The sequence below is a fragment of the Litchfieldia alkalitelluris genome (assembly GCF_002153425.1).
In the GTDB taxonomy this organism is placed as follows: domain Bacteria; phylum Bacillota; class Bacilli; order Bacillales; family Salisediminibacteriaceae; genus Evansella; species Evansella alkalicola.
The window spans coordinates 1,527,237-1,539,024 of record NZ_KZ119600.1; the positions used below are offsets into that span (position 1 = coordinate 1,527,237).

General features: G+C 38.8%; 11 protein-coding genes. 5 read left to right on the plus strand and 6 right to left on the minus strand.

All coding sequences use genetic code 11. From position 1 onward, the window contains the following. Positions 1–81 precede the first annotated feature (81 nt). The 4 genes from BW724_RS07115 to BW724_RS07130 all read left to right on the plus strand — a co-directional run bounded on the left by BW724_RS07115 (position 82) and on the right by BW724_RS07130 (position 4,358). On the plus strand, positions 82–1,617 hold the full coding sequence (locus BW724_RS07115; protein WP_088074566.1) for a GNAT family N-acetyltransferase: 1,536 nt from the start codon (positions 82–84) through the stop codon (positions 1,615–1,617). Between the two features lie 151 nt (positions 1,618–1,768). Further along, positions 1,769–2,197: a hypothetical protein gene (locus BW724_RS07120; protein WP_088074567.1), complete on the plus strand. Its 429-nt coding sequence runs from the start codon at positions 1,769–1,771 to the stop codon at positions 2,195–2,197. A 144-nt stretch (positions 2,198–2,341) separates the two neighbouring features. Further along, positions 2,342–3,835, plus strand: a complete 1,494-nt coding sequence (glpK, locus tag BW724_RS07125; RefSeq protein WP_235848922.1) for a glycerol kinase GlpK — start codon at positions 2,342–2,344, stop codon at positions 3,833–3,835. A 325-nt stretch (positions 3,836–4,160) separates the two neighbouring features. Next, entirely contained in the window at positions 4,161–4,358 is a 198-nt protein-coding gene (locus BW724_RS07130) for an aspartyl-phosphate phosphatase Spo0E family protein (protein ID WP_088077749.1), read from the plus strand. Between the two features lie 46 nt (positions 4,359–4,404). Here BW724_RS07130 and BW724_RS07135 read toward each other — a convergent pair whose 3' ends face one another. Together BW724_RS07135 and BW724_RS07140 are read right to left on the minus strand one after the other, a co-directional pair. Then, a complete protein-coding gene (locus BW724_RS07135; RefSeq protein ID WP_088074569.1) occupies positions 4,405–5,328 on the minus strand; it encodes a DMT family transporter in 924 nt (307 codons plus the stop codon). A 396-nt stretch (positions 5,329–5,724) separates the two neighbouring features. Continuing rightward, on the minus strand, positions 5,725–7,266 hold the full coding sequence (locus tag BW724_RS07140; RefSeq protein ID WP_235848923.1) for a peptide chain release factor 3: 1,542 nt from the start codon (positions 7,264–7,266) through the stop codon (positions 5,725–5,727). Between the two features lie 274 nt (positions 7,267–7,540). Between BW724_RS07140 and BW724_RS07145 the strand changes: the two genes are divergently transcribed. Then, the gene (locus BW724_RS07145) at positions 7,541–7,642 is read left to right on the plus strand and encodes a YjcZ family sporulation protein (RefSeq protein WP_088074571.1); all 102 of its coding nucleotides are present in this window, start codon (positions 7,541–7,543) and stop codon (positions 7,640–7,642) included. Between the two features lie 89 nt (positions 7,643–7,731). Here the strand turns inward: BW724_RS07145 and BW724_RS23545 are convergent, their stop codons facing one another. The 4 genes from BW724_RS23545 to leuB form a co-directional block, all read right to left on the minus strand. Beyond that, positions 7,732–7,908, minus strand: coding sequence for a hypothetical protein (locus BW724_RS23545; RefSeq protein ID WP_176371332.1), 177 nt, complete (start codon positions 7,906–7,908; stop codon positions 7,732–7,734). A 616-nt stretch (positions 7,909–8,524) separates the two neighbouring features. Next, a complete protein-coding gene (leuD, locus tag BW724_RS07150) occupies positions 8,525–9,112 on the minus strand; it encodes a 3-isopropylmalate dehydratase small subunit (protein WP_088074572.1) in 588 nt (195 codons plus the stop codon). Between the two features lie 35 nt (positions 9,113–9,147). Beyond that, entirely contained in the window at positions 9,148–10,566 is a 1,419-nt protein-coding gene (gene leuC, locus BW724_RS07155) for a 3-isopropylmalate dehydratase large subunit (protein ID WP_417891415.1), read from the minus strand. A gap of 111 nt (positions 10,567–10,677) precedes the next feature. After that, entirely contained in the window at positions 10,678–11,784 is a 1,107-nt protein-coding gene (gene leuB / locus BW724_RS07160; RefSeq protein WP_088074574.1) for a 3-isopropylmalate dehydrogenase, read from the minus strand. Positions 11,785–11,788 lie beyond the last annotated feature (4 nt).

The window sequence follows — 11,788 nt, forward strand, 5'->3', positions numbered from 1 at the left end:
GAGAATCGTTGCAAATATTAACCTTTCATATTAGATTAGAGTTTGACTGATATAATTGAAAGAGAGAGGATGGAAAGTCCCATGAATCCGTTAGATATGTCCAAGTTCGAAAAGAAAGTAATTATTAGAAACATACGACATGATGATATAGATAAAATCATTCAGCTTTCAAAAATTTGTTTTCCAAAGATGGAGCCTTGGAAAAGGGAGCATCTAGAAAGTCATCTTCAAGTGTTTCCTGAAGGACAGTTTTGTGTGGAACTAGAAGGAGAAATTATAGGTTCCTGTGCTAGTCTCATAATAAATTTTGATGAATATGATGATCAGCATACGTGGGATGAAATAACAGACGAAGGTTATATTACAAACCATGATTCAGAAGGTTACAACTTATATGGGATTGAAGTTGCCGTCCACCCTGAATATCGTAGAATGAAAATCGGACGCCGATTGTATGAGGCACGCAAAGATTTGGCTCGTAGAATGAATCTAAAAAGTATCATCATTGGTGGAAGAATTCCAAATTATAATAAATATGCGAAGGAAATGTCACCAAGGGAATATGTAGAAGAAGTCATGCATCATAATTTATTTGATCCAGTTCTAACATTTCAGGTAATGAACGGTTTTACATTAAAGCGTGTTAATAAAGATTATTTGGATGACGATAATGCTTCCATGAAATATGCAACGTTAATGGAATGGAACAATGTAGAATATCAACCAACTACAAAACGGCACTTTAAAACATCTTTTCCTGTTCGAATTTGTGCGATTCAATATATGATGAAAAAGATTGATTCATTTGAAGAATTTGCTCAGCAATGTGAATACTACGCAGATGTTGGTGCTAGCTACCACTCCGATTTTGTTGTTTTCCCTGAGATTTTCACCACTCAGCTTTTATCTTTTATAGAAGAAAAAAGACCAGCTCAAGCCATACGTCGCTTAACCGAATTTACAGAAGTGTATATAAATTTATTTACGGAGCTTGCTATTAAATATAACGTTAATATTATTGGCGGCTCACACTTCGTTGAAGAGGACGGAAAGATTTTTAACATAGCTTATTTGTTCCGTAGAGACGGGACGATAGAAAAGCAATATAAAATCCACATTACTCCAAATGAGCGAAAGTTCTGGGGGATTCACGGTGGAGATAAGGTGGAAGTATTCGATACAGACTGTGGTAAAATCGCGATTCAGATTTGTTATGATATCCAGTTCCCTGAACTTTCAAGAATAGCAACTGAAAAGGGAGCAAACATTATTTTCTCCCCATTCTGTACGGATGAGCGACAAGGTTACCTGCGAGTAAGGTATTGTGCACAAGCAAGGGCAATCGAAAATCAAGTATATACGATGATAACAGGTACAGTAGGGAACTTGACTCATGTAGAAAATATGGATATTCAATATGCTCAGTCAGGAATATTTACTCCGTCAGACTTTCCATTTCCACGGGATGGTATTGTAGGGGAGTGTAATCCTAATATTGAAGCTGTTGTTGTTGGAGATGTTGATCTAGAGTTATTAAGAAGGAATCGTAAGTCAGGAACTGTAACTCAGTGGAAGGATCGACGAAAGGACCTGTTTGAACTTAAATATGATTGCTAAATACAACAACCGATCACTGTCATTTATTGGCAGTGATTATTTTGGCTGTCTTCTTTGCCTCGGGAGCTTGGGGAGTTTTTTGAAAACGTCTCTTTATGAAGTTTACTCTTCCTTAATCATGACTAACATGTGAATGGAAGGGTGATTAGGAATGAAAACAGAATCAAGTGCAAAAACAGTTAATTATAAAAAACATTTGCGGATTGTGATAACATTATTTTGTTTAAGTATTGTAGCTATGCTTTATATGCTACCAATGGATACTGTAGTGGAGGAGGAAGGGGATTTATCTTGGACAATTCAATGGGCCGCAAAGGATTATCCTATCCGTACTGAGAATCAAACTACCATACAAGTAATTGTAATGGAGGACCCATACACTTGGTTAGAGGGGGCAGACGTAAAAGGGGAATTCCATGCAGGCACAGCTAAAGCTGAAGTGGAGCTTGTTCATGTTGATGGTGGACTGTATGAGGGGCGAACTACATTTTCACAGCCAGGTAACTGGACAGGAGTAGTAACGGTTAAGGAGGGGGATCGCAAGAATTCACAAGAAGTGAATATAATGGTACACGGATAATGAAACATGCCTTTAGTTTTTACGAATTTGTTGGTAAAATTAAGCATAAAGTATATAACTAAACGCCCTAAGTCAAACGCCGTGGAAACGAACGGTACTTAGTGAACAAGCCAGTTAGATAATATGTTGGTGGGGGGAGTACTGGTGGAAAAAAAGTATGTTTTATCACTCGATCAAGGTACAACAAGTTCTCGAGCAATCATTTTTAACAAAGAAGGGGAAATCGTACAAGTTGCGCAAAAGGAGTTCACACAGGTTTTTCCTAAGCCAGGTTGGGTAGAGCATAATGCAAACGAGATATGGTCATCCATCCTTGCAGTGATGGCGGAGGTATTGAATAAAGCTGAAATATCAGCCAAGGAAATTGCTTCAATTGGTATTACGAATCAGCGTGAAACAACGGTGATTTGGGATAAGGAAACGGGGAAACCAATCTATAATGCAGTTGTCTGGCAATCTCGTCAGACAGAGGACATTTGTGAATCCTTGAGAAAACAAGGATATAATGACTTGTTCCGTGAAAAAACAGGGTTATTAATTGATGCCTATTTTTCTGGGACAAAAGTAAAGTGGTTGTTGGATAACGTGGAAGGAGCTAGGGAAAAGGCGGAAGAAGGAAAACTCCTATTTGGGACAATCGATACTTGGCTTATTTGGAAGTTGTCAGGTGGAAAGGTTCATGTAACGGATTATTCCAACGCTTCTAGAACGTTAATGTTTAATATATATCATTTAAGTTGGGATGAGGAATTGCTACAAATTCTGGGGGTTCCGAAAAGTATGCTCCCGGAAGTTCGTCCATCTTCGGAGGTATATAGTAAGACAATAGATTATCATTTCTTCGGGGAAGAAATACCAATAGCTGGCGTGGCAGGGGATCAACAAGCTGCTTTATTTGGTCAAGCATGCTTTGAGAGTGGAATGGCTAAAAATACATATGGTACAGGGTGCTTTATGCTGATGCAAACAGGAGAAAAACCCGTTAGTTCAAAGCACGGTCTATTAACGACAATTGCCTGGGGAATAGACGGTAAGGTCAACTATGCCCTAGAGGGAAGTATCTTCGTGGCAGGTTCAGCTATTCAATGGCTTCGCGATAGTATGAGAATGCTTAAAACAGCATCAGCTAGTGAAGAATATGCCCAACGAGTAGAGTCAACGGACGGGGTGTACGTTGTGCCAGCATTTGTGGGACTCGGAACTCCATATTGGGATAGTGATGTACGTGGTGCTGTTTTTGGGATCACACGGGGAACGGAAAAGGAACACTTTATTAGGGCTACTTTAGAATCGTTGGCTTACCAATCGAAGGATGTTCTTCATGCGATGGAAGCAGATGCTGGTGTACCTTTAAAACGATTACGTGTAGATGGTGGAGCGGTTTCGAATAATTTCTTGATGCAGTTTCAAAGTGATATATTAGGTGTCCCTGTACAACGTCCAGTGATCCAGGAAACTACAGCCCTTGGTGCAGCTTATTTAGCCGGTTTGGCAGTAGGATTTTGGAGAAACAAAGAAGAGATTGGAAACCAGTGGAGGATAGATTACAATTTTAGACCAGTCATGGATCAGGAAGAAAGAAGTCGTTTATATGATGGATGGAAAAAAGCAGTAAAAGCAGCGACAGCATATAAATAAATCTTGATTATTGTTCAAATAAATGAAAGTTAGTACTTTATTCTCTCCACAAAAATAGATGATAATAGGTCTTTTATTGTTATTTGACAAAAGTATTGCGATAATTGTCGTAATAAAACTAAAATATTCCTTTCACTTTTTGAAAGTTTTATATTAAAATATATTTAAGTACTATATTGATAAACAATTATATGATAGATATAATAATAGAAAGATTTTTTAATTTAGGAAAGCGAGTACCTGTAACAAAAAAACGTAAAAGTTTAACATCGCTTTAATTTAATGAGGAAAGTGAAAGTAATCTTTGGGGAAACGAGTGAAACAAATGGGGATTCAATATTATCTAAAACGACAAATGGAAGAAAAAAGATCACAAATGATCCAGTCCGCTCAAGAAAACGGATTTACGTCCAATCAGACGGTCCGTTATAGTCAAGAATTGGATCATTTAATGAACATGTATCTTCGTTTGTGTGTAAAAAAAAGTGATGATGAGGATTCTTTGCGACAAGCTTTTGGTTAATACAAAAAACACCAAATCGTATTCACGAGTGGTGTTTTTTTGTTTATTACGCTTCTTTTTTGAACTGTATTTGTTTCTGTCTCTGTCTGCTTTTCATTCCTGTTGATAAGTACACACCTATTAGTACAATGATTCCACCGAATAAATGATGGTAGGTAAAGACTTCTCCTAAAAAAGTAATAGCCAACACAGTAGTAAACACAGGCACTAAGTTGAAAAAAACGGAAGCTTTTGCTGGTCCAATTTCTGCTACTCCTTTATACCATGCTAACAAGGCGATGGCAGAAGGAAAGAGACCGATATACATGATCCCAAGTATTGTATTCCAATCAAATAAAGAAGGAAAACCATATGTAATCCATTCATAGAGTGCTAATGGAAAAAGAATGATAGCTCCAATTATCATTGTCATTACAAGACCTGCAATATTAGGAAATTTATAGCTATGTTTTTTTATGATAATCGAATAGATGGCCCAACAGACTATACCAAAAAGCATAATGATATCTCCAATATTAAAGGAAAGACTCCTAATAACAGCAAATGAGCCTTCTGTAATAATCCACAGTATCCCTCCAAAGGATAAAATGATTCCCCCTAGTTGAATTTTATTTAAGGTTTCCCTTAACAAAATAAAGCCTAAAATAGCAGCTACAGCTGGCGTTAAAGCGTCTACAATTGCAGCATTTATAGAACTTGTATAGTTTACAGCAGAATAAAGGGCAACGTTAAACAGGACAACCCCTGTTAAAGAAATCCCTAATAAAGGCTTCCATTCCTTTTTCCATAACGAATGATTTAACCGTAAAGTTTTGTAACAAAGGGGCAACAGAAAAATACTTGCTGCCACTACCCTAAATAGAGCCAAAGTAAATGGTGGGATAACCCCTTCAAATGCTTTACCTACAATAAAGTTTCCAGAGAAAAATAACATGGCTGAAGTTAGTATAATGTATGGATGAATTCGCATAGCCTAGCCCTCCTAAGTGACTAGTATAACATGGAGGCAACTTCTACTGGGGATAAATGCACCTTCATTAAATATAATGTGCGTCACATTAGAAAGAAAATTCAGATTTTTAGTTGTGGACATGTTACAAACAAGGGAAAGTGAGTTATAATGAAGAAAAGACTAAGGAGCGGGTGAACTTTCATGTCCATTGTGTACATTTGTAACCAATGTAAAGGGTCTGGTTCTATTGAGAAGAGAGTTTGGATTTTGACGAAAAAAGCTTCATGCCGCTTGTGCAACGGTACAGGAAAACGAAAGTATAAGAAGGAAAGATTAGTTAAGTGATCATTAATGTGCAGTGTTATAAAAAGAAGACGAGGCTGTGACATTGGTTCATAGCCTCGTCTTTTGATATTATTCGAGAATTTCCCACCCTGTAGATAAACCAAGGTCTGGAAACTTATCTTGGAAATAACGTAGGGCAAATTCATTTTCAAATAATAGGACAGGACGACCTTGTTGATCATTAACAAGCATTTTTCTGCTGTCTGTCATCTTATCAGTAATTTCACCTTTTGTTACCCAACGTGCCAGTTCATGAGTCATATGCTGGAAATCGACATCTACGTTGTATTCATTTTTCATTCTATATTCGAAAACTTGGAACTGGAGTTCTCCAACAGCACCGATAATATAATCTTCAAAATACGGTGTTTTGTACAATTGGATCGTACCTTCCTGCACCAATTGTTCAATCCCCTTATGGTACTGCTTATGCTTTAAGGCATTCTTTGCAGTTACTTTAGCAAATTTCTCTGGTGGGAATTGCGGCATTTCCTCATACATTAGCCTTTCATTGCCAGTAACGAGTGTATCCCCAACTTGGAAGTTGCCAGAGTCATACAGCCCGATAATATCACCAGGCATGGCACTATCAACCGTCTCCCTATCTGAAGCAAAAAAGGAGTGGGATTGGTTTAACTTCATTTTCTTGCCCGTACGTGAAAGCATGACTTCCATCCCACGATCAAATTGTCCAGAACATACTCGTAAAAAGGCAATTCTGTCTCTATGATTCGGGTTCATGTTCGCTTGAATTTTAAAGATAAATCCTGAAAAAGTGTTGCTTTCAGGGTCAACAAGTTCTCCAGAAGCCTTTCTTGGTTGTGGTTCTGCAGCAAGCTTAACAAATTGATCTAAGAAAGACTGCACTCCAAAGCTTGAAAGGGCGCTACCAAAGAATACAGGTGTTAACTGACCGTTTTGTACTTTCTCCATCGTAAAGTCATTTCCTGCCTCTTCTAGAAGCATAATATCTTCTTCGAGCTTTTCCACCTCGTAATCTTGCAGAACTGATTGATCCTTGAACGGGACAATCTCTCTTTCATGGGAGTCATTATAAACTTCAATTTTCTCATCAGGTATGCTGTAAATACCTCGCAATGTTTTTCCCATTCCAATAGGCCAGTTCATAGGATAGGTTTCCATCTCTAGAACTTCTTCAATCTCTGAAAGAAGATCAAGTGGCTCTTTTCCTTCTCGATCGAGCTTATTAATAAACGTAAGAATAGGAATTCCACGCATTTTACATACTTTAAATAACTTGAGTGTCTGTGCTTCAATCCCTTTTACACTATCTATTACCATTACAGCCGTATCCACAGCAGTTAAAGTACGATAAGTGTCCTCACTGAAGTCTTGGTGACCAGGTGTATCCAATATGTTAATCTGAACATCGTTGTAAATTAGCTGCATCACACTAGATGTAACGGAGATACCCCGTTGCTTTTCAATTTCCATCCAGTCAGATGTAGCGAATTTACCTGATTTTTTCCCCTTCACAGTACCAGCACTGCGAATTCCACCCCCAAGTAGTAGGAGCTTTTCCGTTAAAGTAGTTTTCCCGGCGTCAGGGTGAGATATAATCGCAAACGTGCGACGTGGTGTTGTTGTCATAAACATTACCCTTTCTATATAAAAATAGTGCATTACTCTTTATCATGTAGGAGCTTAGCTACATTGCTTATGTGTTCCAATATGTGTTCCAATTCTTCATTATAAACAATCTGAAGACATAAAGCACATTTTTTTTGAAAAATAAAGTAGTTTCCAGTATTTCATGTGAGACCGGAAGTGGGAGCAAGGGAATCTTTACCTCCCTTTCTTTGGGAAACACATTTATTGGTTATCTGCATAGTATAGGAGTGAACCCAAGATAAGGAGGCGTTAAATGATGTCTCATACACACGGAAAACACAATCTAGCTTCTGGCTTTGCGTTTATATTGGTGATCTTCATTCTGTTGGTCATTATTGGTGCAGCCATCGTCTAAGCTTCTCTTAAATAGGTCAGAAAAAAATACTCGTAGGGAATCGGTTCCCTACGAGTATTTAATGTTTTTAAACATTATTAAGTGAGGGGCTATGTTGCTGTTTCTACATCACCAGGTAAAAATTTTGTGAAATATGCCCCTAAAATTGTTAAAACGGTGGCTCCAGTCCAAAATACAACGCCGTACAATGATAGGCCAATTAATCCAATCATTACATAAAAAACAGGGATCATTAAAAAGCAAATAGGTGTTAGCCAAGCCTTCAAATCAAATCCTCCTTTCACTATTGTACTCGTATGTTGCTTTAGTTATTGAGTTGTCGAATTTAGCTATTCAAAGAATGTTATTATTTATGGGGAGTTTGTAATATCATTTGAATTCTAGGTTTTTATTATTTGTATGGTGCAAATGTTGTTTTGATGTTTATCTATTCTACATAAAAATGAGGAAGTCCTTCTAATACGCAAAAAAAACTGTCTTCTATTCTGTAAAGGGTTTACTGCAGAGGTGGAAAACTAGCTATTCATAAACGCTTCCTTAATTGGGTGGATGAAGATACATCAAATTAGGGGAGTTTTTCCCTCTAAACTCAAGAATATAGCTAGGTAAGGCATAAATAAGGGTAGGTTTTCCCGTTAAACATACACAGATCTCAAATTTTCATGGTTATCAAGTAAATAGCGGTATTTTCTCCGCTTATTTTAACTATTTTCGGTGCTAATTCTTAATTAAGGGTAGTTTCTCCTCATATTATATAAAGTCATGTGGTTCTGATACTCTCATTGCTCTGAGTCGAGTGGGTTCCCCTTTTAAGTAAACCTAAAAAAGGCACGAAGATCACACCATTTGGGTTCTTCGTGCCTTTTCAATATGAGAATGGTTTTATCTGCTTGTAGCAGCTTCAAACTCACTTATTTTGTCTTCGTGAGTTAAAGTGACGGAAATCTCGTCCCAACCATTAAGAAGCATTTCTCGTTGATAAGCTGAAAGGGAAAAGGAGGCATTAAAGCCTTCAGAATCATACACTTTTTCTTGTTCCAGATCAACAGTCAACTTGTACTCTTTTGCTTCTGCATTTGCTATTAATACTTCCGTTTCTTTTGTTGTTAATTGTACTGGCAGGATCCCAGTTTTTACACAGTTGTTAAAGAAAATGTCTGCAAAGCTAGGGGCAACAATTACTTTAAAACCATAATCTTGAAGGGACCAAGGGGCGTGCTCACGGGAGGAGCCGCAACCAAAGTTTTCTCCTGCAACTAAAATGGACGCATCCTTATATTTAGGATCATTTAAACTAAAGTTACTTCGGACATTACCATCATCATCATAGCGCCAATTATAAAACAAGAATTGTCCGAATCCTTGACGTTCGATGCGCTTCAAAAACTGCTTTGGGATGATTTGGTCAGTGTCAATGTTTGCACGATTGATTGGGTAAACGAGTCCTTGATGTTGTCGAATTGGTTCCATATGATCTCACTCCTTTAATAAAAACTGTCATGCATTTATGATGAAAAGCTTGGAACTGTATATTTTCTTACATCGATAAAGTGTCCTTCGATTGCAGCAGCTGCTGCCATTTCTGGGCTGACTAAGTGAGTACGTGCTCCGTTCCCTTGTCGTCCTTCAAAATTTCGGTTAGAGGTGGAAGCGCAGCGCTCCCCATATGGGATCACGTCATCATTCATTGCAAGGCACATACTGCACCCAGCTTCACGCCATTCAAAGCCTGCATCAAGGAAAACTTTATCTAAGCCCTCTGCTTCAGCCAGTAGCTTAATAGTTTGAGAGCCTGGTACAACGATGGCGGTTACATGGTCACTTACTTTTTTACCAATCACAATATCTGCTGCCCTACGTAAATCACTAAGTCGAGAGTTTGTGCAAGAACCGATGAAGACATGGTCTACATTAACAGATGTAATTGGCTGGCCTGCTTCAAGTCCCATGTACTCAAGGGCACGTTCAATTTCTTCTTTTTCACTTGCCGAATTTGCATCTTCAGGTGAAGGGATCGTTTCATTTACAGGGATACACATGCCCGGATTTGTTCCCCATGATACTTGAGGTTCGATTTCATCACCATTGATTTCAACAGTGGCATCATAGGTTGCATCTGGATCAGTTGCAAGAGCTTTCCATTCTTGCACAGCTTTATCAAAAGCCTCCCCATCAGGTACGTGGCGCTTACCTTGTAGGAACTCAAAGGTCGTTTCATCTGGACTGATTAAGCCTGCACGGGCTCCAGCTTCGATGGACATGTTACAAACTGTCATACGTTCTTCCATCGTAAGGGATTTTACTGCATCACCAGTGTATTCAATGACATATCCAGTACCAAAACGGACACCGAACTTAGCGATGATAGCAAGAATTAAATCTTTTGCAGTAACCCCTTTTCCTAGCTCTCCATTAACTTTTACATTTAATGTTTTTGGAGGAGCTTGCCACAAAGTTTGTGTAGCTAATACATGCTCTACTTCACTTGTACCGATACCAAAGGCAAGGGCACCGAAGGCACCGTGAGTCGATGTATGGCTATCTCCACAAACAATTGTTTTTCCTGGTTGCGTAAGTCCTAGCTCAGGACCAATAACGTGAACAATCCCTTGATCTGGGTGATCAATGTCAGCTAAAGTAATGCCAAATTCCTCACAGTTATCTTTCAATGTATCCATTTGTTTTTTAGAGACAGGATCTTTAATAAAATATCTGTCTAGAGTAGGCACATTGTGATCCATTGTTGCATATGTTAAGTCTGGTCTACGTACTTTCCGTCCTTTCATGCGTAACCCTTCGAATGCTTGGGGAGAGGTTACTTCATGAACGAGGTGGAGGTCAATATATAGAAGATCCGGTTTGTCTTTTTCTTGATGGACAACATGCTTATCCCATATTTTTTCTACTATTGTTTTTGGTTGCATCCTCATTCTCCTTTCAATACATAGATAGAGTCTCGTTTAAGATGGAGAAGTGACTTCTACTTGCCACTCCTCCAGTTTTTGTGGCCGATGACCAAGGCGCTTGCGCTTTTCTTAGGAATAACAGCTTTGGATGCTGTTTGTTGCATTTTTGCATTTTATAAATTCAATGATTTTATTAGTCAGTTCTTCTGTTCCGACTTTATGGCCGTCGATAATGTGAAGGTCACCCGTATGATAGCCGTCTTCTAGTACGGAATGAACAGCTTCTTCTAGCACAGCAGCTTCTTTTTCCATATGGAAGGAGTACTTCAGCATAAGAGAAGCTGATAAGATCATTGCTAATGGATTGGCGATTCCTTGACCAGCAATGTCAGGTGCGGAGCCGTGGACTGGTTCATAGAGCCCGAATCCATCTTCCCTTAGACTAGCAGATGGCAACATACCAAGTGATCCAGTTAATACAGAAGCTTCGTCGCTTAAAATGTCTCCAAACATGTTTTCTGTCACAATGACATCAAAGGAGGCAGGATTTGTAATGAGCTTCATGGCTGCTGAGTCTACTAATTGATGAACAACTGTTACATCAGGGTATTCGGCTTTCTTCTCTTCTACGACCTCACGCCATAGCTTACTAGATTCTAAGACATTTGCCTTATCTACGGATGTTAAGTGCTTCCGGCGAATTTGAGCATACTTAAATGCATTATCTACGATTCTTTCAATCTCATGGCGAGTATAAGCAAGCGTATCAACGACGGCATCTCCGTTATCACGACGCTCGCTAGGAGTACCGAAATATAGACCACCAGTTAATTCCCTGACAATAAGAAGGTCACTGTCTTTTACAACCTCCTCTTTTAGGGGAGAAGCGTGAAGGAGTTTTTTAAATCCCTTCACTGGACGTAAGTTTGCAAATAAGCCTAATTCTTTTCTAATGGCAAGTAATCCTTTTTCAGGGCGAAGGTGGGAAGGATAATTATCCCATTTTGGTCCCCCGACAGCCCCAAGGAGGACTGCATCTGCATTTTTACAAGCTTCCAAAGTGGAAGGGGGGAGAGGCGTTTCGTGCAGGTCAACTGCCGTACCCCCAATATCATGTGTTTCAAATGTGAATGTGTGGTTATATTCTTCCGCAAGTGCGGTTAATGCGCCTTGGGCTGAATGGATGACTTCTTGACCAATGCCATCCCCAGGAAGCAATACAATATGCTTCTTCATATGC

What these genes read in the sequence shown, in the direction of transcription:
- BW724_RS07140 (WP_235848923.1), bottom strand. Translation starts at nt 7,266, where the DNA reads ATGACAACAACACCACGTCGCACGTTTGCGATTATATCTCACCCTGAC.
- BW724_RS07130 (WP_088077749.1), top strand. Translation starts at nt 4,161, where the DNA reads ATGGGGATTCAATATTATCTAAAACGACAAATGGAAGAAAAAAGATCA.
- leuB (WP_088074574.1), bottom strand. Translation starts at nt 11,784, where the DNA reads ATGAAGAAGCATATTGTATTGCTTCCTGGGGATGGCATTGGTCAAGAA.
- BW724_RS07145 (WP_088074571.1), top strand. Translation starts at nt 7,541, where the DNA reads ATGATGTCTCATACACACGGAAAACACAATCTAGCTTCTGGCTTTGCG.
- BW724_RS07115 (WP_088074566.1), top strand. Translation starts at nt 82, where the DNA reads ATGAATCCGTTAGATATGTCCAAGTTCGAAAAGAAAGTAATTATTAGA.
- BW724_RS07135 (WP_088074569.1), bottom strand. Translation starts at nt 5,328, where the DNA reads ATGCGAATTCATCCATACATTATACTAACTTCAGCCATGTTATTTTTC.
- BW724_RS07120 (WP_088074567.1), top strand. Translation starts at nt 1,769, where the DNA reads ATGAAAACAGAATCAAGTGCAAAAACAGTTAATTATAAAAAACATTTG.
- leuD (WP_088074572.1), bottom strand. Translation starts at nt 9,112, where the DNA reads ATGGAACCAATTCGACAACATCAAGGACTCGTTTACCCAATCAATCGT.
- leuC (WP_417891415.1), bottom strand. Translation starts at nt 10,566, where the DNA reads ATGCAACCAAAAACAATAGTAGAAAAAATATGGGATAAGCATGTTGTC.